The sequence below is a fragment of the Pseudomonas sp. 5Vm1k genome (genome assembly GCF_056161485.1).
Window position 1 is genome coordinate 50,284 of sequence record NZ_JBSPCZ010000004.1, and the last position, 25,961, is coordinate 76,244.

Sequence of the window (25,961 nt, forward strand, 5' to 3'; positions counted from 1 at the left end):
GAGGCCCATGATGAATCCGACCACTCTCTACAGCCTCGCCCTGCTGGCGCTGCCACTGACCGCACACGCCATCGACGCCGGCCCCGCCTCACCTCAACAGCAGGAAACCGAAGGCTGGCTGCTGCTGCAAAGCCGCAACACCGTAGCCTCGCCGAAACTGCAAACCTCCACCGCAACCGAGCGCGAGCTGAGCATGCAACGCTGGCTGAAAAGCTATCAGCACGAAATACCGACGTTCTTTGATCAGGATGAAGGCGGGAAAGTGGACAGTGGGTCGGGGGGATAGTCTTGATCCCGAATCGGATCTACCTGGACTGGCGCCTTCGCGGGCGAGCCTTGCTCCTACAAGTTGGACTGAGTGCAGCGGGGAGGGATTGGTCGGCTGTCAGGCCGCCTTCGCGGGCGAGCCTCGCTCCTACAAGTTGGAATGAGTGCAGCGGGGAGGGATTGGTCGGCTGTCAGGCCGTCTTCGCGGGCGAGCCTCGCTCCTACAATTTGGACTGAGTGCAGCCGGGAGAGAATGGTCGGCTGGCAGGCCGCCTTCGCGGGCGAGCCTTGCTCCTACAAAAGCAGAATCAAAAGCTGCTCGCCGTGCACCGCCCCGCTCCTCACCACTCAAGGCCGAGCGTTAGCTCGCCTGCCCTCGATCTTGCTCTACCCGCCCCCTCGGGAGGCTGAGTGGAGGTGTTCATCTGGGGGGTGGGCGCGTAGCGCCGTGCGGCGAAGCCGCACACATCGAGAGGAGGTCGTCGCGAAGCAGACCGTAGGCGATGCCCCCAGATGAATACCGGAACGAAGGAACGCCGAGCCTAAGCGAGGGGCCGGACGCTCGGGGCGAGCGTTTTTTTGCTTACTTTTTTGAGGCGTTTGTCAAAAAAGTGAGTCGCCGTAAGGGCGAAACCGCCAGCCGCCCTAACCGCAAAAACAGATATACACCCAACCACCAAGAACATGGTCGGCCCAAAGGCCGCCAAGACCAAAACGGCCAACCTAATGCGCAGTGACCCGCTGCCGCATCCCCGAATGACCAGGCGACAACGCCAACGCCAACTGCGTGCGATTATGCATATGCGTCAACCGCAACACCTGCGACACATACAACTTCACAGTGTTCTCAGTAATCCCCAACTCACAGGCAATCTGATAATTGGTCTGCCCCTTACCCACCAACCTCGCCACATCCAACTGCCGAGGCGACAACTGATTGAAAATCGCCGGGATTTCCACCCGATCCGTCTCACTGACAACGCCCTCTACAGTGTCCGATACATCAGAAGAACGAGGTGCACGCCGAACCTTATCCAGATCCTGATAAAGATCATCGATAGACTCGGACAGATACTGCAGCTTCTGATTCAAATGCCCCAACTGCACAGTCTTCTGCCGCTCCTGCAACACCACTTCCTGACGCTGCAAACCCTCCAGCAACTCATCCAGATCAATCGGCTTCTGATAATAATCGGCGATCCCGGCGCGCAAGGCCTTGATCACATCCTGCTTATCGGCGCGCCCCGTGAGCATGATCGCTTCGAACGCCCGGTGCTTGCCGCTCAGCCGTTGCAATTCCTGAACAAGCTGTATGCCATCCATATCCGGCATGTGTAAATCACACAGCACCAGGCCGATGTCCGGATCTTCCTTGAAACGCTCCACTGCCTGCGTGCTGGATTCACAAGGAACACAGCGATAACCGCTGCTCTCAAGAAATTCACAGAGTTCTTCGACAATCAGGGGCTGGTCGTCGACCACAAGGACTTTTATCGCAGACGTAAGCTTGTTCACGTGCCACTCCATGTCAGGTCGAAAGCTGACCATTCCTGTACTAGTAGCCACCAGTTGTATAACTACTCTAATTGGAAAGTAGACGTACTTTCCGACTATGTACATAGAACTAGTGGCATCTTGCGACTAATGGATCCAAAGGAGTGTACACACCATGCCTATCAACACGAACGGCGCATAGGGCTGCTTCTTTGGCGATTGCGGGCTCAAATATCGAACCCGCGCCTTAAACCACTGATTCATATGCAGCCATATTTTTGGCGCAAACAATAACCACAGGGCGCTTGCCAGCCCGGCACCGATAAACGCACCGAGCAGGTGCATACCGTCGGTCGCCAGCCCCAAAGCTGTCATTAATTTCACATCGCCGGCACCCATTCGCTTCGTCGCATAGCCCGGCAAAGTGAAGGCCAGCGCCAGTAAAAACGCCCAGCCGCCCTGCTCCGCCCCGGCCCCCAGCCAAGTGCTGCCGGTCAGTAGCAGATAAGCCAAGGCCGCCCCGCCGGCACCGAGTGTCAGCACATTGGCAATGTGGCGGTGCCGTGCATCCTGTGCCGCGCAAAGCGTCAGCCAGATCAGTAGGACAAAGCTCTGCATCCGGTAAAAAACGTCCGTTTTGGCTGAATGATTCTATGCTGATATTACGCAGTGATTGTCAGGGTAGACGCACTCATGAAATCAGGCCTCCCCCGTAAGCAAAAAGGTGCCGCCGCGATTGAGTTCGCCTTGGTGTTTGTCATCTTTTTCGCCGTGTTTTATGGACTGGTGAGTTACAGCCTGCCGTTGTTGCTGATGCAGTCATTCAACCAGGCGACCGCCGAAGCGGTGCGTCGCAGCGTGGCGCTGGACCCCAGCACCGCCAATTACAGCACCGCCGTCACGGCCCTCGCGACCACCGAACTGACCCGACAACTGGCCTGGATTCCCGCCCCTCTGAATTTCAATGTCGCCACTGACACCACCGCGACTTACAGCGGCGGGGTGTTGCAGGTCACCGTTGCCTACCCCGTCTCAAAGCTGAATCGGGTCATCCCGTTTCTGGTACTGCCCGGAATCGGCCCGGTGCCTAATCTGCCGGCAACGCTGACTGCCAGTTCGAGCCTGCAATTTTGAGTTCCGGGGACAAGCTGTTCGGGCGCCTGCTCCATCGCCAATCACCTCAACCGACGGTCACACCCGACACCCTGAGTGTGCCAAGTATCGGTTTGCAGGTGCATCTGGATGGCGAAGGCCGGGTACTGCACCTGACCGGTCCGCTGCGCCATCTGCTGGCCCAACAGTTGCCCGCCGCGCAATCCCCACACCTGGTCGACTACCTCATGCCCCAGAGCGGCGTGTCGGTCGAAGGCACTCCGGCAGACTGGCAGGGACAAAGCCTGGACCTGGATTTTTTCAGCCTCAGTGGCCAGCCTCTGCAGATGCGTGGCTGGGTCCAGCCGTTGGCCGACACTTGGCTGTTGCAGTTGATGGACATCGGCGACTTGTTGCTCGAACGCCGGCAATCACACAGCCGCGAACAGTGCCAATGGCTCGCGACCCAAATTAGCGAACAATTGCGTTTGTGCAGCCTGACACGCCTACCCGAAGTGCTGGTGGAGCAACTGCAAGGCCTGGCTCAACGCTTTCACATCCCCTGCATCGCGGTGGCGTTACTCGACGAGCAGGAAGAAGGCTGGCAGGTTCACCAGCCTTTCAACACCTTCGACGCCCCCTCGCTATGGCAGAGCGGGCAACGCCTGGGCACCGGCCTCGACAGCTTGAGCGGTTCCGCCCCCCAGCGCATCACACCGGGTGAGCCCCCGCGCCTGCAAAGCACCTTCGGCAATGCCGAAGGTTTAGCCGTGCCCTATCACGATGCCCAGGGGGTGGTTGCCTGGCTGCTGTGTGGTTTCTACCCCGCACACCAACACGCGCCAGACCTGAGCGCGCGCGATTGGTTGCAATTGAGCGCCGCCCTCGCCGGCCCGTTACTGGAGCGTTTGCGCGAACATCGGCATCGCTTGCAACTGGAACGGCAGGAGTCGCTGCAAGCCTTGCTCGGCACCGGTTGGTGGGAGCTTTTCAGCGAACAGGCCGAGGTGCAACTGGCGCCGTCACTGGCCACTGCCTTGGACCTTGCGAGCGGCCGACTGGCAGTGCCCGACTGGCTTGATCACATCCACCCCGCCGACCGCGAAGAACTGCGCAGCCGCCTGCAAGCCTTACAGGACGATGGCACAACACTCATGTCGTGCGTGCGCCTGCATCGACCCGGCGCAACACAAACACCCATCTGGTATCGACTGCAAGGCCAGGCCGTGGGCATTGGCAAAAGCCGTCGACTGGTGGGTTTCATGCTCGACATCAGCGACATCAAAAACCAGGAGCAATACGCCGCTGCGGCCCATGCGCGACTCGACAATCTGATCGCCAGTTCGCCCGCGGTGATCTATGTGCAGCGCTACGTCGAAGGTGCGCTGCAACCGACGTTTTTCAGCGACAGCCTGCAACCATTGCTCGGCTGGAACCTCACCGATTTCACCGATGGAACGCTGGTGGAACGGGTGCACCCCGAAGACCGCGACCGCTACTTCGATCGCACCCGCCAGCTGTTGCGCGAAGGCTCGGTACGCGCCCGCTATCGGTTGCGCGACAGCCGTGGCGATTATCACTGGCTGCTCGACGAAGCCAAGCTGTTGCGCGATGACCTCGGACTGCCAGTGGAAGCCGTCGGCTTGTGGCTGGACGTCACCGAAGCGACCCTGGCGGCCGAGGCCGTGAAACAGAGCGAAGAGCGCTATCGGATTCTGGTGGAAGACTCCCCGGCGATGATCTGCCGTTATCGCCCGGACCTGACGCTGAGTTTCGGCAACCGGCCACTCGCGATGTACCTGGAATGCCTGCCCGAACAACTGCCAGGGATCAACCTGGGCAGTTGGATGTCGCAGGAGCAGCGCGAAGCATTCGTTCAGCGGATCGAGCAACTGAGCCCGGAACACCCGGTCAGTACCGCAGAAATCAGCCTGCAATTGCCAGGGAGAGAACACGCCTGGTGGGTCTGGTCGGATCGCGGGGTGTTCGATGAGCAGGGCCGCTTGCTGGAAATCCAGGCCGTGGGCCGCGACAACACCGACGTGCGACGCTCTCAGCAGCAACTGACCCAAAGCGCAAAAATGGCCACCCTTGGCGAAATGGCCACGGGGTTGGCCCATGAAATCAATCAGCCACTGAACGTGATGCGCATGGCCATCGTCAACGTGCTCAAGCGCCTGGGGAATGGCGATGTACAGATCGATTACCTCACCGACAAGCTCAAGCGTATCGACGCACAAGTCCAGCGCGCCGCGCGCGTCGTGGACCATATGCGCGTGTTCGGCCGCCGCTCCGAGATCGAGCAGCACCCCTTCAACCCGGCCGACGCCATCGAAGGCACGCTGTCGCTGCTGGCCGAAGGCATGCGCGGTAAAGGCGTGGACCTGCGCGTCAGCGAAACCGGGTTTACCGTGCAGGTGCGCGGTTATGTCGATCAACTGGAACAGGTGCTGATCAACCTGATGGTCAACGCCCGGGATGCGCTGCTGAGCAAACGCGAGGCAGATCGGGAGTTCAAACCCTGGATCTCGGTGTACGCCGAGCGCGATAAACAGTCGGTGCGGCTCTGGGTCGAGGACAACGGCGGCGGCATTGACCCACGATTGCTGGAGCGTATTTTCGAACCGTTCTTCACCACCAAACCGGTGGGCGTCGGCACCGGGCTCGGGTTATCGGTGAGTTATGGGATTGTCGAAAACATGGGGGGACGGTTGAGCGTGATGAACTCGGTCGAGGGCGCACGGTTTTGTATCGAGTTGCCGATTGCCCCGCAGGATTAGATTGCCAGTGTGGCGCGTCCGGGTGGCTTGCAACTGAGGTTGGCGCCGACATCGACTTTGTTCAGAGTGATGCCCAGGTTGGCCAGCAGCCCATTGAGAATGGGGTCGAGCACCGGGCTGAGCAAATTGTCGATGACCGTGCCCAAGGTGCTGTTAACGGCATTGAGCACGCCGGCTGCAGTGGTGAGCAATCCCCCCAACAGACTCGACCCAGTGGGTTGATAGGCCTGCACCTGAACGCCGCTCAGGGTGCCTTTCAGGCTGTCGACGACATTCTGAGTCCCCAGGCTATAGACCAGGGGCGGCTGTTTGATTTCCGGCGGCTGATTGTAGACGTGCGTGCTTTGCGTGCTGGCGACCGAGGTATTCACCATCACGCCAAGACCACCGCCATAAAAGGGTTTGCGCGTCGATGGATCGCAAGAGGGCGAACCAAAGCCCAGCAATGGAATGGTGCAGGTGATCACCCCGACATCAATCAAGGCCAAGGGCTGTACGCTGACATCGGCTGCGGATGAAAAGGCATTGGCGGTGTCGATCTTGCCTATTTTCAGCTTGACCAGCGACGTATTGGTTTGCGTGCTCAAGGTTTTAGTGGCATCGCTGGCGCAGTTGTAGTCGGTGACGTGACTGTCGGCACTGGCGACGTCGAGCGCTACATCTATGGTCGAGGTCGGGAGGATCTGCAAATCGGTTCGCTGACAAGTGCCGCCCAACGCGCAAAAAACCGAATTGAGCGCACCGGCAATGTTGAGGTGGAGCACGTTGTTCAAAGTATCGGTCAGCCCACCCACCAGTGTGGAGTTGGTAATGGCTGCGGCCAGGCCACTGACGCCACCGAGCACCGGCAAGTTGAGGGATATGACGGTGCGAACCTGGGCCGTACGCACGAATATCCGGTTAGCGCCCATGGGATCGAGCTTGGCCAGCGCCGGGTTGCCGACCGCAGATAACTGTGGCGGCTGGATGACTTTGACTTTCACCACGCCGTTGACCAACCCCGCAATATTCAGCGGCACATTGGCAACCGCCGTGTTCTGGCTGTTAGCCAGTTGCACAAAGGCCTGCACCAATTGGAACAGTTGCAGGTTGGTATTGAGTGCTGACGAGGGAGCGCCCGTTTGCAATTGCAGCAGTTGCCCCAACACAATCGACGTGTTGCCCACTGCCGCTTTTAGATTCGTCAAGCCGCTGACCGCGACACTGGTAGTTGGACCTCCAGCCTGGAGCACCGTGATCGCCGTATCGATCAGTTGGGTCAAAGCAATGTTCTGACTCAGCAACTGGGTGTAGTTTCCTGCGCTGACATGCGCATCAATGGCCAACTGGTTGAGATAACTGAGCAGGTTGATGTTCGTGTCCACCAGTCCCTGCCAACCGGCGACACTCAGGTTCAGATTGCCACCCAGCATCTGCCCCAGCAGCAGATTCAAGGCTGCCGATTTGCTGGAGTCGACGACCAGTGCGGTGCTGCCGATGGTCAGCATCGCCAAGGGAGGAAGAATCGCCGGAGCACTGACTGCCGTGGCGGCGAGTTGGGTCGTGAAATTGAAAGGGCCTGCGCTGAACAATGCAAACACGCCGCCAGCGATGCTGGTCGGTACTGCCCGAGCGGCAATCACGCGGATAGCGTCTTTTTTTGAAGCGTCTTCGACAAACACGCGGACGTTGTTGGCACCCGTCGACAAAGAACCGCAGGACGTAGTCAACGTTGCGCCATTGGCTACCGTGAAGTTGTTTCGTGCCGCACTGGCCAGGGAATAACTGGCCGCGCTTAAACCCGACAGGCAATCACCATTGCGCGTTACCGCTTCCAATGCGGCGACATCGGCGACGCGCTGCAGGTTGCGTTTTTGCAGATACAACCGACCGCTATCAATGACCAGCAGTAAGAACACCAAGGCCACGCCCAGGGTCAGTGCCGCCATCAAACCGATAGCCCCCCGTTGCCGGGCCGGGCCGCGAAACCGCGCCATCGCGCACTCCTTTGCCGGCGCACTAACGAGTGCTGCCTCCATTGGTGAAATGCAGTGTAGACAAGGGTTGGCGAGGTTGCTGGTCACACAAGGCAATGTGGGAGCGGGGTTGCCGCGCGGGCGGTGTGTCAGACACATCCATGTTGAATGTGCTGCCGTCTTCGCGAGCAAGCTTCGCTCCTACAGGGGATCTTCATGGACACGGAACCAGCGTACGACACAGATCCCTTGTGGGAGCGAGCCTGCTCGCGAAGGCGGTTTGTCAGTCACCGCAGACCCCACATTGAATGGTGGTGTTTAGCGGGGTGGGTAGTTGGCCAGGATCCGGCTTACGGTTTCGCGTACGGCATTGCTGCGATCTGCCGGGTTGGGTGTGCTGCTGAGCATTTGCTCGTCACTGCCGCGCCACACCAGTTTGCCGTCCTTGCCGTCGAGCAAGTCGATCTGGATGGTCGCCACTTTATAGCTGACGTTGCGGGTTTCGTTGTACATCGGCCCGCCCCAATAACCATTCCATGGGCCACCCCAACCGCCGCCGTAATTGGTGGTCACTTGTTGCTGACGGTCTTCGACGATCAGATAGGTCTGCACGTTTACATCACCCTTCTGGCCCGCAGCAGCCGGACGCAAGCCGCGTTGATCCAACTGATCGGCCACGGCCTGGCGAATCCGTTGTTCGGTCAGGTCGCTTTTGATTCGTGGATCATCTGGGCGGTATTGCAGGGCGGGTTCTTTCCAGCTCCAGCTGCGATAGGCAGCAAAATCGCGGCTGGCATCGAAGTCATGATTGACCTGGTGGGCCGCGCAGGCACTGAGCAGTACGGCCACGGCCAGTAAAGCGAGGGGGCGGAACATGATGATTCTCCGTTGGAAGACATGAACCTGCGTAACGCTTCTTATCTACAAGAAGCTAACTAGGAGGATACGCCGACATTGCCTTTTCGACAGCCTCTCGTATCGCATCGGCTCGCTGACTTTGATTGCCTTGATTAGCCGTTTCGGCGCTGGCACTCCACACCGGTTGGCCGGTGCCGGCATCGAACAAGTCGACGCGTACCACCACAACCTGTTCCTGATACGTACGAACAACCGGCACGGTCTCGTACATGCCATAACCACCGCCATAGCGATGGTACCCACCATAGCCGCCGCCGTAATAACCGTAGTCGTCCTGAACCTGACGCAAGCGGGTTTCCAGGTGCAGGTTGGCGCTGACGAACAGGTCCGCCGGGCGATTGTCGTGCAGTGGGCGCAAGCCGCGCTGATCGAGGGCGTTACTGACCGCTTCAGCCACCTGGGCCGAATCCGCCCAGGCCGAGCCCGGCGGCAGTTGCCCGTTGAGCCAGGCCCAACTGCGATAGCGACCGTAGTCCCGGGGCGGCGCCGGGTAGGCGCTGCGGTCGAAGGTATTCGCCGCTTGCGGTGGCGCCGGCGGCAAAGGGTTGGACGTCGCCACATACGGGTTGGCGCCCTGGCAGGCCGCCAACCCCAGACACATCAGCAGTAACCCTGAACGCGCTTTCATTTCGCTCTCCGATCAGATCGGCCGACAGATCCAGTGCAAGTAGCGCCCAAGCCCGGCAAAGCTTGGGTGACGACGGTGGGCCAGTTCCATTTCCAGCAAATCCACCAGTTCCGCGCGGGCCTGGAATTCTACCGGCATGTAGTCGTGAAAAACCCGCACCCCGCTCTGGGTTTCGACCTGCCACATACCCTCAAGTTGCGCCGCCAGTTCTCGCGGATCAAGGGGCTGTTGCGGGGTCAGGCTCTGCTTCTCGCCGGCCATGTCGTTCTTGCGCATTTTGCGGAAGTGGCCTTTGAGCAGGTTGCGATAGATCAGCGCGTCGCGATTGTAGAAGGCCAGGGACAACCAGCCATCCTTGGTGGTGAGCTGATGCAGTACCGGCAGGATGGCGTGGGGTTCGGCCAGCCATTCGAGCACGGCGTGGCAGAGCACCAGGTCGTAGGGTTCGGTGAGCTGGCCGAGCAAATCCTGCCACGGCGCTTGAATGAACGTCGCGGTCTGCCCGGCCTCGGCGAAGCGTTGGCGCGCGCCTTCGAGCATCGGTTCAGCCGGTTCGGCGAGGGTGACGTCATGCCCGCGTTGAGCGAGCCACAACGACATGTGGCCCAGGCCGGCGCCGATGTCCAAGACCCGCAGTGGACGGTCGGGCAGGGTTTCCGCGAGGTCGGCCTGCAACACCGCCAGACGGATCGCGCCTTTGGCCCCACCGTAGATTTTTTCAGCGAAACGGGTCGCCAACTGATCGAAATGACGGTCGCTCATCAGCTGAACCGCCGTTCGCTGTCCGCGAGTTTGTTGCGCACCACTTCGTTCATGTCCAACCCCAACTCGCTGCACAGCAATAATAGGTAGAGCACGATGTCGCCGACTTCCTGCCCGGCGTGGGCCAGTTTGTCCGCCGGCAACTGGCGCGACTGGTCTTCGGTCAGCCACTGGAAGATTTCCACCAGCTCGGACATTTCCACGCTTGCGGCCATGGCCAGGTTTTTCGGGCTATGAAATTGCCGCCAGTCATTGCGGTCACGAATGGCGTGCAGGCGTTCGGTCAGTTCAACAAGGTTCATCGGGCTCTCCTGAAGGCGTATAGCTTCGGGGGGATGGGCAATGAAGGCAAGTGGCACAGATTGAAGCCTTTTCCTGTGGGAGCGGGCTTGCTCGCGAAAGCGGTTGGTCAGTCACATCGATGTTGGATGTGCCGCCGCCTTCGCGAGCAAGCCCGCTCCCACAGGTGCAAGGCAAACCCTCTATGCTAGTAGGGAACTCGGCACCGCGATCCATGGCCCAAGTCAGGCGCGGCAACCTTGCCACCACTTTCATCAGGACGCCCACATGCAGGTAGAAAGTTTTTTCGAATGGCTCGGCCAGGCACTCGGTTCGGTTATTCGCTTTATCGTTGATGGCCTCAGTGGCCTGTTCAACATCCTCAGCCACGCTGGCGGCAACTTTGTCGAAGGGCTGTCCCGGGCGCTGGGCATGGATACGTCGATCATCAGCATCATCGCGCTGATCCTCGGGCTGATGCTGTTGTGGTCGGCGATCCGGGCGTTCATGAATGCGTCGATCATCATGGGGATTATCTGGTTGTTGCTGGGACTCTGGTTGTTGAGCTGGATAATCCACTAACACCGCCCCCCTCTGTGGGAGCGGGCTTGCTCGCGAAAGCGGTGTGTCAGGCGACTTAAATGTTGGATGTCAGTCAGCCTTCGCGAGCAAGCCCGCTCCCACAATGGATCGCTGCAGTTTCCAAATGTATCGCTACAATGCCCGCTCCCCCAAGGAGCCCGCATGTCCAACCTGATCGCCGACTGGCGCGACCGCCCGACCCACCGCAAGGTCTGGGCCCTCGCCGCGCCCATGATCCTCTCGAATATTTCCGTACCGCTGGTGGCGCTGGTCGACAGCACCGTCATCGGTCACTTGCCCCACGCCCATCAGTTGGGTGCCGTTGCCGTCGGTGCCAGTCTGTATACCTTCCTGGCGTGGGGCATGGGTTTTCTGCGCATGGGCACCACCGGTTTTGCCGCACAGGCTGCCGGGCGCGGGGATGGTGCGGCGCTGCGGCAGATTTTGTTGCAGGGTCTGTTATTGGCGATGGGCCTGGCCATCGTGCTGGGGGCGGCGGGGATTCCGTTGAGCGGTGTCGCACTGCACTTCATGCAACCCTCGGCAGAACTGGATCAGCTGACCCGAGAGTTTTTCCACACCCGACTATTCGGCCTGCCCGCCGCGCTGGCCAGCTATGCGCTGGTCGGTTGGTTCCTCGGCACCCAGAACGCCCGGGCGCCGCTGGCGATTTTGCTGAGCACCAACCTAGTGAACATTGCGCTGAACCTGTGGTTCGTTCTCGGGCTGGACTGGGGCGTAGTCGGCGCAGCCCGGGCCTCGGTGATCGCCGAATGGATCGGCGCCCTGATCGGCCTGTTCATGACCCGCAAAGCCCTGCGCGCCTATCCCGGTCACATCGCCTGGGCGGCCCTGGCGTTATGGCAGAGCTGGCGCCCGCTGCTGGCGGTCAACCGCGACATCTTCATTCGCAGCCTGGCGCTGCAATCGGTGTTTTTCCTGATCACCGTGCAAGGCGCGCGACTGGGCGACGCCACGGTCGCCGCCAACGCGCTGCTGCTCAACGGTTTGCTGCTGACCGCCCACGCCCTCGATGGTTTGGCCCACGCCGTGGAAGCCCTGTGCGGCCACGCCATCGGCGCGCGGGATCGCGATTCTCTGCGCCGTTCATTGGTGGTGGCCGCCGGTTGGTCGTTGATCGCCAGCCTCGGCTTCGCTGCGCTGTTTCTGTTTGCCGGGCACTTGTTTATCGAGATGCAAACCAATATCCAGAGCGTGCGCGACACCGCGTTCATCTACCTGCCCTACCTCGCCGCCCTGCCGTTGATTGCGGTCTGGAGTTATCTGCTCGACGGGCTGTTTATCGGCGCCACACGCGCCCGGGAAATGCGCAACGGCATGCTCTTGACCGTGCTGCTGTTGCTGCCCTTCGCCTGGGCGCTGCAAGGCCTGGGCAATCACGGGCTGTGGATAACTTTTCTGTTGTTCATGTTGCTGCGCAGCCTGACCCTCGGCGCGTTTGCCTGGTATCTGCGCAAGAACGACGGTTGGTTTGCCGGCCGCGCTCACTGAGTCGGCGTGGCCTCGACGAAAGAGGTGACCTCATCCAGCACCGGCGCCAAACCGCGCATGGGCCTGGACAACGTCGCCACCAGCGTGGCGTGGCCGGTGCGCGAATAATACCGATCCTGAACCGGCACCCCGGCCGCGCGTAGTTTGCTCGCCAAACCAGCGGTGTTGCGGGTCGGATTGACGACGTCATCGTCCCTTGAAGCGATCAACAAGGCCGGCGGCGCATCGTGACTGACGTGATTGATCGGTTGGGATTGTGGCGGTGACTCAGGCCAGAAAAACACCGGGCGCACCTCGGGATTCTGGATCGGCAGGAAATCATACGGCCCGGCCAGGCCGATCCAGCCTCTGAGATCCCCCGGCGACATGCCCACCGCCCCCAGCAACTGCGGGTCCAGCGCCAGCATCGCCACGTTGTAGGCCCCGGAACTGTGGCCCATCAGGAACAGCCGGTGGGGATCACCGGAAAACTGGCGAATGTGTTCATGGGTCCAGGCCACGGCTTTGGCGCCATCCTCAAGAAACAACGGATAGCGCACCTGCGGATACAGTCGATAATCGGCCAGCACCGCGACGATCCCTCGGGACGCCAGCGCCTCGCCGACAAAGCTGTAATCGCTGCGTGAACCGCTGTTCCAGCTACCGCCATAGAAAAACACCACCACCGGGGCGTTTTCCACGGGATGTCGAGGCACATACACATCGAGTTTCTGCCGTGGATCACTGCCATAGGCAATGCCTTCGGTTTTGTTGAAGCTGCTGTCCGGGGTCAGGGCATTGAGCATTTTCAGGGGCGAGCACGCACTTATCGCGGCCAGTAAAACCCCGCCGATCAACGCACTGAACAATCTGCCGATTGCGCTCGCCATTTGGGTTAATCCTCTTGATCAGGGTTGATCACCCCGCCACTGGTTGCGCAGGTAATCGAGCCGTTCCTGCTGGGTCAGCCCCGGCAAGGGTTGCGTTGGTAAAACGCCGGAGTGCTGCAAGCGTAGCCACAACCAGCCATCCAGCACTGGGCGTTCACTGAAGCCCAGTGCCAGGCCTTCCTGCACATGGGACCACAAACGGTTGTAATCAGTGCCAGTGGATCGGCTCCAGCGCCAGGTGTGTTGCTCCAGCAGGCAGGTTTGCAGTTTTTCTCGCTGGCGAAGGCTGAGGGTTTCTTCGATCGCCAACGGGCTGACTGTCAGCCCGGGATTGAGCAATCGCTGCCAGCCCTGACTGCCAATCGCCCGGTCGGCCCAAGTACCGCCGAACCAGCGCAACTGGCTGATCGGGCCGAGCCAGCGACTCAGTTCCTCGGCATCACAGGCATCGAAAAAGTAGCTGGCGCACTGCGGGTTGTAATAGCTCAGCAAGGCCCGATGATGCAGGCCGAGCGTCACCGTGAGCATGCGCCGCAAGTGCGCCAGCAACTGCGCTGCCGGCGTCTCGCTGACCAGCAGCAGACCTTGCCAGGTAGCTGGCTCGCGGTAGCAAAACTCGATCAGCGCCGGACAGTCCCTCAACTCCACCAGGACGGGGCCCTGCTCACGCAATTCATGCAATTCCGTCCCTTCGAACAGCCAGATCCAGCGAGCATCGGCAAATCGCCGCAGCACCGTCGCCGACGCCAGGGGTGCACCGGGCACATCCAGCAACAGCCATTGCGAGGTCGGGTCAGGCGTCTGCACGCCGATCATGCCGCACCGCTCTGACCAAACAACGTCACCGCCCGACAGGTGCAGACCTGCTCCCGACAATGACTGAAACTCCCGCCGCCGGGCAGCAGACACAGCAACACCAGGGGTTCACTGGATTGCAGCAAGGCCAGCAAACCATCGGGTTCCTGAGGCTTCGGGGGTGACACTTCAATGACTTCGACGGACGGCGGGCGCTGCAGCAGTCCGGTGATCAGCGGTTGGTCCGGGTCTCCTTCGATGAAACTGACCACCACCTCGGCGCCCGCCCTCCATTGCGAGAGGGCCGAGCCTTTCAGCTCAGGGGCCAACGGCAACCAACAGTGGCCGGGCGTTGCACCTTCACCTTGATAGAGCCAGTCGAACTGCACGGCCACCGGCCGGGACGGATCGGGGTGCAGCTCTGCGACGTCGACGACCCAGGCCCGTTGCAAGCTGAGCATCCGCGGCTTCACCCGTTCTTGAGTCGGTACCCAAGGCGCTTCCCAGGGAACGGCGCGGATCGTGTTGGAATAGGAAAACAGCGATTCCTGACCACCCCGATGCTCGACCGCGATCAATCGCCACAGATGATTCCACTCGCGGACCGGATGCCCGGCCAGCGGCATCAGTTGACCACTGCGCAATGTCGTCAGTTGCGTACGACCCTCGGCAACCGGCACCGTCTTGACGCCGACTTGGACCTCGAACCGACACATGGTTTCGTCCTGGAACACCAACGTTTCAGTGCTGCGCAACGCTGCGTGACTGTCACCGACAACCAGGCAGTGTCCACGACGGGAATGCTCGAAATGGTAGTGAAGGCGTTCCTCGGCACACAGGCGCTGAAAAAACTGCAAATCCGATTCACGGTATTGCGTGCAGAAGTCACGGGGCGGGTAATCGCCACTCAACTCCAGACGCCAATCCTGACCGGCTATGCCGTGCTCCTTGAGCACCTGGCCAAGAATCTGCGGCACCGAGCGCGCGCTGAAAATGCGCTGGCTGAAACGTTGGGCCAGGCACGCCAGTTTTGGCCGCAGACGCACACGACACAGCCTGGACAGAGTGCCGTGCTCACGCTGGACGAGCTCATGCAATTGCCCGTGGATACCGTTACCGGCGTCTTCGAACTGCAAGAACGCCGCTCGATAAAGCAGGCTCGCAAGGTCCAGCGTCGGATCATCGATCAGCAGATCCACCTCGAACACAAACGGTTCGCTGATGGCTTCACTACCGGTAAAGGCCAGGACCTCAAAGGCGTCGGGCAGGCCCGCTACATCCAGCCGAAAGGACGGCTCGTTGAGTGGATCGAACATCGGCGATTCTCTACAGGAGGGGCGGCCGGGGATTCTCGCTGAGAGACATGGCCGAGTAGAGTGCCGAAATACAACTTAGGAAATGACCTACGCGAAAAGAAGACCACATCGCTTTAATAGCCGTTGATGTCAGTTATTTCGCTTGGAATTAGAGAAGCATCTCACCAGGTCATCTGAAATTTCCGAGGTGTACGGAACATTTTCAGACAACCCGATGGGAGCAGTGCCTTACCTCAAGAAGACAGGTAAGACGAACGGGTCAGGCCCAGGCGCAGTGCGTCGAGGAACTGGGTACGCTCGGCGGCGGTGATGCGTGCGCTGGCGCACTTGTCGCGGTAGTGGGTCATCAACTCTTCCGGCGACAAGTGCACGTAGCGCAGCATGTCTTCGATAGTGTCGTGGGTTTCGATACCCGCGTGATAAACGCTGCCATCGGCGTTCTGGTAGATGTTCACCGAGTCGGTATCACCGAACAGGTTGTGCATGTCGCCGAGAATTTCCTGGTAGGCGCCAACCAGGAAGATCCCCAGCAGGTAGTCCTCACCTTCATTCAGGCCGTGCACAGGCAGGCTGGTTTCGATGCTCTGCTCGTCGACGTATTGCTTGATCTTGCCGTCGGAGTCGCAGGTCAGGTCTTGCAGCACCGCACGGCGCATCGGCTCTTCGTCGAGACGGTGCAGCGGCAGGATCGGCAAGACCTGGCCGATGGCCCAGGTGTCCGGCAGGCTCTGGAACACCGAGAAGTTGCAGATGTACTTGTCGGCGAGCTTGTCGTTGAGTTCGTCGAGCACCTGACGGTGGGAACGCTGACGGGCCTTCAACGAGTTGTGCAGGCGACGGCACACGGCGAAGTAGCATTGCTCGGCCAGGGCTTTTTCAGCCAGGGTCAGCTTGCCATCGGCGTACTGGGCGGCGATGTCGCTCATGTAGTGCGTGGCGCGCCAGTAGGTTTCGGTCACCATCTCGATGTCGGTCGGACCCAGCAGGTCAACCAGCCACTGCACGGTTTCCGGCAGCGCTTCCTTGTTGTCGATGACCGGCACGTCGTCGTTGTGCTTCTCGACGTCGGTCACCTGCACCACCAGCATGGCGTGGTGGGCGGTCAGGGAGCGGCCGCTCTCGGAGAAGATGTTCGGGTGCGGCAGGCTCTGCGCATCGCAGAATTCCTTGAGCATCCCGACCACGACACCGGCGTAATCGTCCATGTCGTAGTTGATCGAGCTGGCGTTACGCGAGTGCGTACCGTCGTAGTCCACGCCCAGACCGCCGCCGACGTCGATGTGGTCCACCGGCAGGCCGAGGTTGCGCAGTTCGCCGTAGTAGCGGATCGCTTCCTTGAAGCCGTGCTGGTAGTCCGCCAGGTTGGCGATCTGCGAGCCCATGTGGAAGTGCAGCAGGCGAATGCCCTGATCCAGGCCGGCCGCGCGGAAACGCTCGACCACCGACAGCAATTGCGCCGCCGACAGACCGAACTTGGACTTCTCGCCACCGGTGTCCGCCCACTTGGACGATGCCAGGGACGACAGGCGCACGCGCAGGCCGACCTGAGGCTTGACCTTCAGCGAGGCGGCTTCTTCGATCACCAGCTCAACTTCGGATTCTTTCTCGATCACGATGAACACGTTGTGGCCGAGTTTCTGACCCATCAGCGCCAGGCGGATGAACTCACGGTCCTTGTAACCGTTGCAGACGATGGTGCCGCCCTTCGGCGCCAGCGCCAGTACCGCCAGCAGCTCAGGCTTGGAACCGGCTTCCAGGCCGATGGAAACGTCCTGAGTAGCGATGATGTTCTCGATCACCGCTTCTTGCTGGTTGACCTTGATCGGGTACAGCGCGGTGTATTTGCTCTGGTACTCGAGGCGTTCGATGTTGGCATCGAAGGCGCCGGTCAGCTGACGCACGCGGTCTTGCAGGATATCGGGGAATCGCACCAGCAATGGCAAGGACAAACCGCTTTTACGCAGTTGGTCGACTTGCTCGAACAGGTCGATAGGCGAACTGGTCGGACCGTTCGGACGAACTTCGACGCGACCGGCGTCATTGATCGCGAAATATCCGGCCCCCCAATGGCGAATCCCGTAAACACTGCGGCTGTCCGCAACTGTCCATTGGCTGCCATCGTCTTTGCGTGTGCGTCTTACGGACATTGAAGTCCCCTATAAAGAAGTCATAGAGCGTCGCCTGGGTTCAGGCCGGCGCAGTCTAAAGAATGAAAATGACGGTTCGTCAACGAGGGGATAGACCTCGCTGACCGCAGTGAGTTTAGAAACCAGTCAGAACAGGCTCTGTGAAAACCATGTGGGCGACGCCAGGCCTGCTGTCAGGACCGGATCAAGCCGAGGGTGGTTTTCACAGAGGCTGCTAGCCGCCGGACTTCTTTGCCTTGAAACCCAGTTTGATCAGTTCGGCCAAGAGTAGCTCGACATGATCGCCCTGTATTTCAATGATGCCGTCTTTCAGCGCCCCGCCGGTGCCGCAACGTTTCTTCAACGTGGTCGCCAGGGCCGTGAGCTCGTCGAGTGCCAACGGCACGCCGGTGATGGTGGTCACCGTCTTGCCGCCACGGCCCTTGCTTTCGCGACGCACGCGCGCAATGCCGTCGCCGGCCGGGATCACGGTTTGTTTGCAGATACAGGCGTCCACCGGTTTGCTGCAATCCGGGCAATGACGACCTGCGTCGGTGGAAAATACCAGGCCACCAAGGGCGGCGAAGGATGCGGCTTTTTTGGCCACCGGCAATCCTCTTGGGAGGACAAAGACTGGTCGCGGCAACCTGGGCAGGTGCCATCGACCGCGAAGCCCCACTCAGGCAGGGGCAGCGCTACTGAACCGTTACAACACTGTGTATTCGTGTAGGAGCTGACGAGTGCAACGAGGCTGCGATCCTTTGATTTTTCTTTTGAATCAAGATCAAAAGATCGCAGCCTCGTTGCACTCGTCAGCTCCTACGGCCCTACAACAAGCAATACCGGTTCAGCTTGAAAAGGTCGCGCAGTGTAACGGCAAAAAGCCGACTTGCTAAGAGCCAATCAGCGCCAATTTATGCCTCTTTTGCGACGCCGGTTTGCTGAGCCTTCAGATAACGCTTCAACGCCGCCAAAGAGTCCGGGCAATAAGGCTTTTGCTGGATTTCCAGCATCACCTGATCGATCGGGATAAACCGCGCTTCGAGCACTTCTTCCGGCTGCAAAATCAACGGGCCGTCCCACACTGCCGAAAACGCCGAACACCACAGCCGATTGCCGGTGTCCTCGAAGAAAAAATGATCATGGGCGGTCAGTTCCACGCCGCTCACGCCCAATTCTTCTTCCAGCTCTCGGGCAGCCGACTCGGCATAACTCTCGTTCGCCTGCACCATGCCCCCCGCCGCCACGTCCCAATAACCGGGATAAATGGCTTTGCTCAGGGTGCGCCGATGCACGCAAAGCTCACCGGCTGAGTTGAACAGCATGATGTAGGTGCCGCGCCCGATCAGCCCGCGCTCGCGCAGATCACTGCGCACCAGCGCGCCGAGCAGGTTGTCCTGCTCGTCGACCCAGGCGATCTGTTCGGCATCCGAGGCCGCCCGATGGGCGACCTCCTTGGCATTATCGACCATGACTCAGCCCTGATTGAGCAGTTGACGCAAATCGATCACGGCCGCGTTAGCCCGGGAAATGTAGTTGGCCATGACCAGCGAGTGGTTGGCCAGCACCCCGAAGCCGCTGCCGTTGAGGATCATCGGGCTCCAGACCGGCTCTTGCGAAGCCTCCAGTTCACGGATGATCTGACGCACGCTGACCGTGGCGTTTTTCTTCGCCAGCACGTCGGCGAAGTCGACTTCGATGGCACGCAACAGGTGAGACAAGGCCCAAGCCTGACCGCGCGCTTCATAGAACACGTTATCGATCTGCATCCACGGGGTTTCGACGATTTCTTCGTCAACCTGCGGCACCTGGCCCGGCACCACCACCTCGGTTTTCAGCGAAGTGTTGAGCTTGACCCGGCCAACACTGGCCGACAGGCGTTGCGACAGCGAACCCAAACGGGTCCCGACGTCACCCAGCCAGTTGTTCAGGTTGTCGGCGCGAGCATAGAACAAGGCGTTTTTCTGCGACGGATCGGACAGGCGCGCCTGGTAACGGCTCAGGGAATTGATGCCTTCCTGATATTCCGACTCACTGGACGGCAACACCCAGCTCTTGTTATCGAAGTTGAAGCGCGGCTCGGCCTTGGCCAGATCCGAGTCTTCCGCCGACTGCGATTGCGAACGGGCAAAGTCTTTACGCAGCGCGCGGGTCAGGTCGCGGACCTGGACCAGCACGCCATATTCCCAGCTAGGCATGTTGTCCATCCACAGGCCCGGCGGGAAGCGGTCGTTGGAAATGTAGCCGCCCGGCTTGGTCAGCAAAGTACCGGCGACGGTCTTGAGGGTTTCTACCGTGGTGTAGCCGACGACCATCTGCCGGCCATCTTTCTCGGCAGCCACCTGGGCATTTTGCTGGACCGGAAACAGCGCAGGCTCTTCGCTCCAATACCAACCCAGGCCAATGGTCACCAACAGGTAAATGACAATCAGAGTGGCCAGCGCCCGGCTGAACAACAGGCCGCTGATATAGCTGCGGGTGGCCGATTTCGGTTCAGCGGCACGTTCAGGTGCGCTGCCCGCGCGGTTCTTCCAGTCCAGCATGGCGATATCCTTTCAATCACTTGAGTTCATCGGTTCGACCACAACCCTACGCCATCGTGCCTCTTTTTACCGCGCATAAATCCTGCGGGAAACAGCGAGCCATACAATCGTATCGATCGAAGCGCCACTATAAATGAAGCACAGCCCCGGAGCTTATGCGACCAGTCGGTCAGAAACTGAATGATGTCGCTTTGCAGATTATTGACATACGACACTGATGTGACTGAAAAGAGGTGCTAGCATAGAGCCACCAGTCGATCTCAGCATGCACCCTAACTAGTAGTCAGGATATGACCGAGCCAGAAGACCCCAGCCGTGAGCGCCTCAAGCACCACTTTGCCCAGCGGGTAATTCATCAGGCACGTCAAATTCTTGAGATATGGCAGCGCCTGCAACGCAGCGAGTGGTCCACTACCGATTTGTCCGAGCTCAGCGAGGCCAACCTGCGCCTGCTGCGTTTTGCCGAACGCTTCGAACAACCGGAACACTCGCAACTGGCGCGCCATATCGGCCAGTCGCTGGAAGCCGTGGACGCCAACCGCGGACGCCTGAGCAGCGGCCTGATCACTGACCTCAATCGTTTGATGCAACGCCTGTCCCGTACCGGTCTGCGTCACGGCGATCAACTGGACCAGACTTTCCTGCCGCCGCTGCGCAAGCCGATCTACGTGATGCTGCAAGATCACGATCGCGCCGAGCGGCTGGCCAAACAACTGGAATTCTTCGGGCTCAGCGCCCAGTCCCTGGACAGCGTGTCGGCGTTTCGCTCCTCGATGGTCGAGCGTCTGCCGGCGGCGATTGTCATGGACGTGGACTTCAGCGGTCCCGGCATCGGCCTGAAACTGGCCGCCGAAGCCCAAGTCGGCCTCGACGAGCCCTTGCCGCTGTTGTTTTTCAGCCTGCACGAAACCGACACCCCGACCCGCCTCGCCGCCGTGCGCGCCGGTGGCCAGGAATTCCTCACCGGCACCCTCGAAGCGTCGAGCCTGCTGGAGAAGATCGAAGTCCTGACCTGCGTCGCCCAGTACGAACCGTATAAAGTGCTGATCATCGACGACTCCCGCGCCCAGGCCTTGCACACCGAGCGCCTGCTCAACAGTGCCGGGATTGTCACGCGGACCTTGATCGAGCCGATCCAGGCTATGGCCGAACTGGCGGATTTCCAGCCCGACCTGATCATCCTCGACATGTACATGCCGGCCTGCACCGGCACCGAACTGGCCAAGGTGATCCGCCACAACGACCGTTACGTCAGCGTGCCGATCATTTACCTGTCCGCCGAAGACGACCTGGACAAGCAACTCGACGCCATGAGCGAGGGCGGCGATGACTTCCTGACCAAGCCGATCAAGCCCCGGCACCTGATCACCACCGTGCGCAACCGCGCGGCCCGGGCGCGCAACCTGAAGGCGCGGATGGTCCGCGACAGCCTCACCGGTCTGTACAACCACACTCATATTCTGCAATTGCTCGAAGACTGCTCGTTCCGCGCTCGTCGCGAGAGCAAGCCGTTGAGCTTTGCGATGCTCGACATCGACCACTTCAAACGGGTCAACGACAGCCACGGCCACCCCATGGGCGACCGGGTGATCAAGAGCCTGGCGCTGTTTCTCAAGCAGCGACTGCGCAAGACCGACTTTATTGGCCGTTACGGCGGTGAAGAGTTCGCCATCGTCATGCCCGACACCGATGTCGAATCGGCCCACAAGGTGCTCGACGAAATCCGTCAGCGCTTTGCCGAAATTCATTACCCAGCCCAGCCTCAGGACCTTTGGTGCACCTTCAGCGCCGGCGTGGTTGAGCTGCGCGAAGATTCCGACAGCCTGATGATGGCCAGTCAGGCGGACGAGGCGCTGTACCGCGCCAAGGACGCCGGCCGCAACCGCGTGCAAGCGGCGCGGGCGTCAAAGCAAAGTGCCACTTTTTCATCGGAATCCACCGACTCGGTCATAACGCTGTAACACAAACGCAATAAATTCAGGCGCTTACCATTCTGCCGTTGGTAGACCCGCTATGCGCCTGAAGCTGCTGACCAACCTCAATACCCTCCTGCTGGTCGCCGTGTGCGTCGCCCTCGGCGCCACGCTGTGGTGGTCGCAAAAAGCCCTGGAGCGCCCCTATCTGTTGATGGAGCGCTACCTGGGTTTGTCCCAGCAGTTTCAAAATGAAGTGGCGCGCAACGTCGAGGATTACCTGTCCAGCGGCGACGCCCTGCGCCTGAGCAGTGCCAGCCAGGCCATCGACGGCTTGCAAAAAGAACTCACCGAATTGCCGCCGGCATTGGCCGAAACCTTGCGCCCGAGCCTGTCGAGCCTGGAAGAATTCAGCAAGACCGACCTGCTGGCCGCCGGCAAACTCGCAGGCGATCCGCAAGCGTTGTTGCTGCAAGCCGAACGGGAATTGGGCGCCAGCCTCGATCAACTCAGCCAATACGCCAGTACCAACGCGACGTATCTGACGCCGTTGCTCGCCGCCTCCCAGCACTTGGGCAAACTGTCCCTGGCCCGGGACAAACTGGTCAGCAGCGGTCGCAGTGAGTTGGCCTCCGATGTTGAGCGCGAGGTCACCAACATCCGCACCCAGGCTTCGCAACTGGACGCCTTGCCGCTGCTCGGCGTGGCCGCCAGCACGGAATCGAGCACCGACGACTTCGCTTCGATGATGGGTCTGGAGAACACCGAGAAAGCCACTGCCGAAGATGCCGGCGTTGGCCTCAAGCGCGAACTCAACAGCTTGCTCACTCGCTACCCGGCCGAACTGGCGCGTACACGCGATCAAATCCAGAAACGCACCGACTTGAGTGCCGCAACGCACTTGAAAATCACCGCAGTGCAGCAAGCCATCGCCGGGCTGGAACCGGTAGTGCGCGCCCAGCACGGGCAGATCCAGGGCGAAGTGCGAATGATGCAAGGGCTGATGATCGGCCTGATCCTGCTGATCGCGCTGCTGATCGATACCTTGCAACGACGCCTGGCCCGCACCCTGACCAACCTGGCGCCCGCGCTGTCGACCTGGGCCGAAGGCGATTTCAGCCAGGACATTCAACTGGGCAAGACCAACCGCGAATTGCATGACATCCAGGCTTCGCTCAACCGCTTGCGCGCCTATCTGGTGGACTTGGTGGGGACCATTCGCCTCAACGCTGAACAGGTTGCCGGCAGCAGTCGAACATTGGCCGAATTGAGCAACGACTTGCACAGCGGCGCTGAGCATCAGGCGGGCGACACAGCGTTGATCCGCGACTCCCTCGGCGAACTGGAAGCCACCATTCAACAGGTGGCCGGCGATGCCAGCCAGGCCGCCGACGCCAGTCGTAACGCAGGGCTGGCGGTGGAACATGGCCAGAAAGTTATCGGCCAGAGCCTCACCGGGCTGCATGCGCTCGTGGGCGAGGTGCAAGGCAATGCGCAGATGATCGAACACTTGGCCGAAGAGTCGGCAACCATTGGCGGCGTGCTGACGGTGATCCGCTCGATTGCCGACCAGACCAACCTGCTAGCCCTGAACGCCGCCATTGAAGCCGCCCGCGCCGGGGAAATGGGCCGTGGTTTTGCAGTGGTCGCCGAAGAAGTGCGCTCACTGGCACAACGCACCGCCGGCGCCACAGCCGAGATTCAGACCCTGATCGCCGGCCTGCAGACCGCTGCGCGGCAATCGGTGGAAGGCATGCGCGCCCAGGTCGAACACGCCGAAGCCACCGCCAATCAGGCGCAAGCGGCTGACGGTGCGCTGGATAAAATCGTCGGGGCAATCCAGACCATTGCCGACACGGCAGTGCGCATTGCCGATGTCACGGCGCAACAGAGCGGTGCGGTCAGTGAAATTCGCGATCACAGCGAACGGATTCACCAGTTGGGTGGGGATAACTTGCTGAGGATTGGTCAGGGGCGGGAGCAAGGGGAGAATCTTTTGGTGCTGGGCGGAAGGTTGCATACGGCCGTTCAGGCCTTCCGCGTCTAACAGAACACTCAATACCCGTAGGAGCGAGGCTTGCCCGCGAACGATGCGACGCGGTCTTTCAGACAAACCGCGTTGTCGTTCTTCGCGGGCAAGCCTCGCTCCTACATTTGGAATGCGTTCCCCTGTGGGAGCGAGCCTGCTCGCGAAGGCGCCGGAACAATCACCACAGAATTCCAGGCCCTGCACACCCGCCGACTGTCCGCTATCATGCCCCCACCTCAGATACGCGAGATTGTCATGCGCCGTTTGCTTTGCCTGCTGCTTTTAGTGCTCGCCCTGCCGGCCTCCGCCACCGGGTTGCTGGACAGTCGGCCCAGTTCAACGCTGGGTTCGATCAACAACAGCGCCGATTTCCTGCCGGTGCGCGAAGCCTTTCAACTGAGCCTGGTGGACAGCACACCGCAATCGATCAAGCTGCGTTTCGTTGCCACCGAGGGTTACTACCTCTACCGCCATCGCTTCCAGTTTCGCGCTGATCCGGCGGATGTCGTGCTCAGCGCTGCGCAACTGCCCGACGGTGAAAAGAAGCACGATGAGTACTTCGGCGATGTCGAGGTCTACCACGGGATTCTCGACGTAGAGCTGCCACGCACTGATCAACGCGCATTCACCCTGGTGGTGACCTATCAGGGCTGCGCCGACAAAGGCCTGTGTTATCCGCCGGAAACCGAGCGATTGAGCATTGATGGCAGCGGTGCGGTGGTTGCCGACAAGGTCGTCACCACAACCACGAGCTGGAGCTGGCGCGAACTGGCGCTGTTCTTCCTCGCCGGCCTGGGCCTGACGTTTACACCTTGTGTGCTGCCGATGCTGCCGATTCTTTCCGGCGTGGTGTTGCGCGGCCAGGTCGGCGGGCTGCGTGGTTTCAATCTGTCGTTGGCCTACGTGTTGCCGATGGCGGCGTGTTTCGCCCTGCTCGGCGCGTTGATGGGCATGTTCGGCGCGCAGCTCAATCTTCAGGCGCGGCTGCAATCGGCCTGGGTGCTGGTGCCGTTCGCGACGTTCTTCGCGGTGTTTGCGCTGGCGATGTTCGGCGTCTTCGAGTTGAAACTGCCGCACTTCATCAGCAGTCGACTGGACCGGATTGCTGGCCGAACCGAAGGCGGCTCGCTGTGGGGCGCGGCGGTACTAGGGGTGGTTTCCAGTCTGCTGGTTTCGCCTTGCGTTTCGGCGCCGTTGGCCGGGGCGCTGTTGTACATCAGCGCCAGTGGCGATGCCTTGGGCGGCGGTTTGAAACTGTTTGTGCTGGGCCTGGGCATGGGCACGCCACTGTTGCTGGTGGCCACCGGCGGCGCTGCCTGGTTGCCGAAAAGCGGGCCATGGCTGGTATACGTGAAGAATGCGATTGGCGTACTGCTGCTGGGGTTGGCGGTGGGTTTGCTCAGTCGAGTGATACCGGGCCAGATCACCTTGTTGTTGATCGGTTTGCTGGCTGGCGGCGTCGGTTTGTTCATGGGCGCACTGGAGTTCGTCTACAAACCTCCTCGAAAACGCCTGGGGCAATTGTTGGGGATGTTCCTGGTGTTTTATGCCCTGGCTTGCTGGTATGGCGCGTTCAGCGGCCAGACCGATCCATTGAACCCCATTGGCCAGTCGCGCACCGTTGTTGCCAATGCACCGACGCCAAACACCAACGCCTGGCAAACCGTCAGCACCCCGGCCGACCTGGACCGCGTTCTCGCCGAAGCCAAAACCTCGGGCACCCCGCTGCTGCTGGACTGGTACGCCGACTGGTGCATCAGCTGCAAAGTCATCGAACACGAAGTGCTGAACGACACCAAAGTCGTTGAAGGACTCAAGAGTTATCGCTTGATCCGCTTCGACATCACCGCCAGCAACGCCGAACAACGCACCCTGCTCGACCGCTATAAATTGTTCGGGCCTCCCGCCTTGATGTTTTTCGGCAAGGACGGCGGCGAACGTGCCGATGTGCGGGTAATCGGTGAGATCAACGCGAAAGACTTCGCCGAACGTGTTGCGAAAGCAAATGACCGGATTTAATAAGCCGGTCACAAATTTCGCGCAAACATCGGCCATCGTGCTGGCTATTGCATAGAACTGGACAGTCACAAAGGCTTTGCGG

Annotated in this window: 22 protein-coding genes; 8 read left to right on the plus strand and 14 right to left on the minus strand. The window is 60.4% G+C overall.

Going from position 1 to position 25,961, the window contains the following annotated elements; genetic code table 11:
• Nucleotides 1–10 precede the first annotated feature (10 nt).
• Nucleotides 11–286, plus strand: a complete 276-nt coding sequence (locus ACWIKB_RS09460) for a DUF3613 domain-containing protein (RefSeq protein WP_475266850.1) — start codon at nucleotides 11–13, stop codon at nucleotides 284–286.
• Between the two features lie 704 nt (nucleotides 287–990).
• Here ACWIKB_RS09460 and ACWIKB_RS09465 read toward each other — a convergent pair.
• A complete protein-coding gene (locus tag ACWIKB_RS09465; RefSeq protein WP_475266387.1) occupies nucleotides 991–1,782 on the minus strand; it encodes a response regulator in 792 nt (263 codons plus the stop codon).
• A 126-nt stretch (nucleotides 1,783–1,908) separates the two neighbouring features.
• On the minus strand, nucleotides 1,909–2,379 hold the full coding sequence (locus ACWIKB_RS09470) for an A24 family peptidase (RefSeq protein ID WP_475266388.1): 471 nt from the start codon (nucleotides 2,377–2,379) through the stop codon (nucleotides 1,909–1,911).
• Nucleotides 2,380–2,454: 75 nt separating this feature from the next.
• Between ACWIKB_RS09470 and ACWIKB_RS09475 the strand changes: the two genes are divergently transcribed.
• Together ACWIKB_RS09475 and ACWIKB_RS09480 are read left to right on the plus strand one after the other, a co-directional pair.
• Nucleotides 2,455–2,895 carry a TadE/TadG family type IV pilus assembly protein gene (locus ACWIKB_RS09475; protein WP_475266389.1) on the plus strand — a complete coding sequence of 147 codons (441 nt, stop codon included), beginning with the start codon at nucleotides 2,455–2,457 and terminating at the stop codon, nucleotides 2,893–2,895.
• Nucleotides 2,892–5,633: a PAS domain-containing sensor histidine kinase gene (locus ACWIKB_RS09480; protein WP_475266390.1), complete on the plus strand. Its 2,742-nt coding sequence runs from the start codon at nucleotides 2,892–2,894 to the stop codon at nucleotides 5,631–5,633. Before ACWIKB_RS09475 ends, ACWIKB_RS09480 begins: the two co-directional genes overlap by 4 nt.
• On the opposite strand, the gene ACWIKB_RS09485 is transcribed toward ACWIKB_RS09480, so the two are convergent.
• The 5 genes from ACWIKB_RS09485 to ACWIKB_RS09505 all read right to left on the minus strand — a co-directional run bounded on the left by ACWIKB_RS09485 (nucleotide 5,630) and on the right by ACWIKB_RS09505 (nucleotide 10,198).
• Complete coding sequence (locus ACWIKB_RS09485; RefSeq protein WP_475266391.1) at nucleotides 5,630–7,609, minus strand: pilus assembly protein TadG-related protein; 1,980 nt, start codon at nucleotides 7,607–7,609, stop codon at nucleotides 5,630–5,632. The two genes, ACWIKB_RS09480 and ACWIKB_RS09485, sit on opposite strands and share 4 nt — an antisense overlap.
• A 297-nt stretch (nucleotides 7,610–7,906) precedes the next feature.
• Complete coding sequence (locus ACWIKB_RS09490; protein ID WP_475266392.1) at nucleotides 7,907–8,464, minus strand: DUF4136 domain-containing protein; 558 nt, start codon at nucleotides 8,462–8,464, stop codon at nucleotides 7,907–7,909.
• 55 nt (nucleotides 8,465–8,519) lie between these two features.
• Complete coding sequence (locus ACWIKB_RS09495; protein ID WP_475266394.1) at nucleotides 8,520–9,134, minus strand: DUF4136 domain-containing protein; 615 nt, start codon at nucleotides 9,132–9,134, stop codon at nucleotides 8,520–8,522.
• A 12-nt stretch (nucleotides 9,135–9,146) separates the two neighbouring features.
• Nucleotides 9,147–9,896, minus strand: coding sequence for a methyltransferase domain-containing protein (locus tag ACWIKB_RS09500; RefSeq protein WP_475266395.1), 750 nt, complete (start codon nucleotides 9,894–9,896; stop codon nucleotides 9,147–9,149).
• The gene (locus ACWIKB_RS09505; protein WP_103520865.1) at nucleotides 9,896–10,198 is read right to left on the minus strand and encodes a MazG-like family protein; all 303 of its coding nucleotides are present in this window, start codon (nucleotides 10,196–10,198) and stop codon (nucleotides 9,896–9,898) included. The genes ACWIKB_RS09500 and ACWIKB_RS09505 overlap by 1 nt, the downstream gene beginning before the upstream one ends.
• Before the next feature lie 265 nt (nucleotides 10,199–10,463).
• On the opposite strand from ACWIKB_RS09505, the gene ACWIKB_RS09510 reads away from it, so the two are divergent.
• Entirely contained in the window at nucleotides 10,464–10,757 is a 294-nt protein-coding gene (locus tag ACWIKB_RS09510) for a hypothetical protein (protein WP_123402334.1), read from the plus strand.
• A gap of 162 nt (nucleotides 10,758–10,919) precedes the next feature.
• A complete protein-coding gene (locus tag ACWIKB_RS09515; protein WP_475266397.1) occupies nucleotides 10,920–12,269 on the plus strand; it encodes an MATE family efflux transporter in 1,350 nt (449 codons plus the stop codon).
• Here the strand turns inward: ACWIKB_RS09515 and ACWIKB_RS09520 are convergent.
• From ACWIKB_RS09520 to ACWIKB_RS09550, 7 genes are all read right to left on the minus strand, one after another.
• Nucleotides 12,263–13,138 carry an alpha/beta hydrolase gene (locus ACWIKB_RS09520; protein WP_475266398.1) on the minus strand — a complete coding sequence of 292 codons (876 nt, stop codon included), beginning with the start codon at nucleotides 13,136–13,138 and terminating at the stop codon, nucleotides 12,263–12,265. The genes ACWIKB_RS09515 and ACWIKB_RS09520 overlap by 7 nt on opposite strands.
• Nucleotides 13,139–13,156: 18 nt before the next feature.
• A complete protein-coding gene (locus ACWIKB_RS09525) occupies nucleotides 13,157–13,954 on the minus strand; it encodes a DUF4123 domain-containing protein (protein WP_475266399.1) in 798 nt (265 codons plus the stop codon).
• Entirely contained in the window at nucleotides 13,951–15,249 is a 1,299-nt protein-coding gene (locus tag ACWIKB_RS09530) for a contractile injection system protein, VgrG/Pvc8 family (protein ID WP_475266401.1), read from the minus strand. Before ACWIKB_RS09530 ends, ACWIKB_RS09525 begins: the two co-directional genes overlap by 4 nt.
• 233 nt (nucleotides 15,250–15,482) lie before the next feature.
• Nucleotides 15,483–17,396 carry an arginine decarboxylase gene (speA, locus tag ACWIKB_RS09535; protein WP_475266403.1) on the minus strand — a complete coding sequence of 638 codons (1,914 nt, stop codon included), beginning with the start codon at nucleotides 17,394–17,396 and terminating at the stop codon, nucleotides 15,483–15,485.
• Nucleotides 17,397–17,610: 214 nt separating this feature from the next.
• Nucleotides 17,611–17,982 carry a translation initiation factor Sui1 gene (locus ACWIKB_RS09540; protein ID WP_054044017.1) on the minus strand — a complete coding sequence of 124 codons (372 nt, stop codon included), beginning with the start codon at nucleotides 17,980–17,982 and terminating at the stop codon, nucleotides 17,611–17,613.
• A 307-nt stretch (nucleotides 17,983–18,289) separates the two neighbouring features.
• Complete coding sequence (locus ACWIKB_RS09545) at nucleotides 18,290–18,847, minus strand: NUDIX hydrolase (protein ID WP_475266405.1); 558 nt, start codon at nucleotides 18,845–18,847, stop codon at nucleotides 18,290–18,292.
• Nucleotides 18,848–18,850: 3 nt separating this feature from the next.
• Nucleotides 18,851–19,918: a DUF2333 family protein gene (locus ACWIKB_RS09550; protein ID WP_475266407.1), complete on the minus strand. Its 1,068-nt coding sequence runs from the start codon at nucleotides 19,916–19,918 to the stop codon at nucleotides 18,851–18,853.
• A gap of 290 nt (nucleotides 19,919–20,208) precedes the next feature.
• Between ACWIKB_RS09550 and gcbA the strand changes: the two genes are divergently transcribed.
• The 3 genes from gcbA (at nucleotide 20,209) to ACWIKB_RS09565 (ending at nucleotide 25,879) form a co-directional block, all read left to right on the plus strand.
• Entirely contained in the window at nucleotides 20,209–21,879 is a 1,671-nt protein-coding gene (gene gcbA / locus ACWIKB_RS09555) for a diguanylate cyclase GcbA (protein ID WP_475266409.1), read from the plus strand.
• Nucleotides 21,880–22,834: 955 nt separating this feature from the next.
• The gene (locus ACWIKB_RS09560) at nucleotides 22,835–23,878 is read left to right on the plus strand and encodes a methyl-accepting chemotaxis protein (RefSeq protein ID WP_475266852.1); all 1,044 of its coding nucleotides are present in this window, start codon (nucleotides 22,835–22,837) and stop codon (nucleotides 23,876–23,878) included.
• A 237-nt stretch (nucleotides 23,879–24,115) separates the two neighbouring features.
• Nucleotides 24,116–25,879 carry a protein-disulfide reductase DsbD gene (locus ACWIKB_RS09565; RefSeq protein ID WP_475266410.1) on the plus strand — a complete coding sequence of 588 codons (1,764 nt, stop codon included), beginning with the start codon at nucleotides 24,116–24,118 and terminating at the stop codon, nucleotides 25,877–25,879.
• Nucleotides 25,880–25,961 lie beyond the last annotated feature (82 nt).

Bases quoted from the DNA above. Each gene is read 5' to 3' on its own strand.
- ACWIKB_RS09510 (WP_123402334.1), top strand. From the start codon at position 10,464: ATGCAGGTAGAAAGTTTTTTCGAATGGCTCGGCCAGGCACTCGGTTCG.
- ACWIKB_RS09460 (WP_475266850.1), top strand. From the start codon at position 11: ATGAATCCGACCACTCTCTACAGCCTCGCCCTGCTGGCGCTGCCACTG.
- ACWIKB_RS09470 (WP_475266388.1), bottom strand. From the start codon at position 2,379: ATGCAGAGCTTTGTCCTACTGATCTGGCTGACGCTTTGCGCGGCACAG.
- ACWIKB_RS09560 (WP_475266852.1), top strand. From the start codon at position 22,835: ATGATCGGCCTGATCCTGCTGATCGCGCTGCTGATCGATACCTTGCAA.
- ACWIKB_RS09550 (WP_475266407.1), bottom strand. From the start codon at position 19,918: ATGCTGGACTGGAAGAACCGCGCGGGCAGCGCACCTGAACGTGCCGCT.
- ACWIKB_RS09505 (WP_103520865.1), bottom strand. From the start codon at position 10,198: ATGAACCTTGTTGAACTGACCGAACGCCTGCACGCCATTCGTGACCGC.
- ACWIKB_RS09525 (WP_475266399.1), bottom strand. From the start codon at position 13,954: ATGATCGGCGTGCAGACGCCTGACCCGACCTCGCAATGGCTGTTGCTG.
- speA (WP_475266403.1), bottom strand. From the start codon at position 17,396: ATGTCCGTAAGACGCACACGCAAAGACGATGGCAGCCAATGGACAGTT.
- ACWIKB_RS09485 (WP_475266391.1), bottom strand. From the start codon at position 7,609: ATGGCGCGGTTTCGCGGCCCGGCCCGGCAACGGGGGGCTATCGGTTTG.
- ACWIKB_RS09545 (WP_475266405.1), bottom strand. From the start codon at position 18,847: ATGGTCGATAATGCCAAGGAGGTCGCCCATCGGGCGGCCTCGGATGCC.
- ACWIKB_RS09475 (WP_475266389.1), top strand. From the start codon at position 2,455: ATGAAATCAGGCCTCCCCCGTAAGCAAAAAGGTGCCGCCGCGATTGAG.
- ACWIKB_RS09490 (WP_475266392.1), bottom strand. From the start codon at position 8,464: ATGTTCCGCCCCCTCGCTTTACTGGCCGTGGCCGTACTGCTCAGTGCC.
- ACWIKB_RS09530 (WP_475266401.1), bottom strand. From the start codon at position 15,249: ATGTTCGATCCACTCAACGAGCCGTCCTTTCGGCTGGATGTAGCGGGC.
- gcbA (WP_475266409.1), top strand. From the start codon at position 20,209: ATGACCGAGCCAGAAGACCCCAGCCGTGAGCGCCTCAAGCACCACTTT.
- ACWIKB_RS09495 (WP_475266394.1), bottom strand. From the start codon at position 9,134: ATGAAAGCGCGTTCAGGGTTACTGCTGATGTGTCTGGGGTTGGCGGCC.
- ACWIKB_RS09520 (WP_475266398.1), bottom strand. From the start codon at position 13,138: ATGGCGAGCGCAATCGGCAGATTGTTCAGTGCGTTGATCGGCGGGGTT.
- ACWIKB_RS09565 (WP_475266410.1), top strand. From the start codon at position 24,116: ATGCGCCGTTTGCTTTGCCTGCTGCTTTTAGTGCTCGCCCTGCCGGCC.
- ACWIKB_RS09515 (WP_475266397.1), top strand. From the start codon at position 10,920: ATGTCCAACCTGATCGCCGACTGGCGCGACCGCCCGACCCACCGCAAG.
- ACWIKB_RS09500 (WP_475266395.1), bottom strand. From the start codon at position 9,896: ATGAGCGACCGTCATTTCGATCAGTTGGCGACCCGTTTCGCTGAAAAA.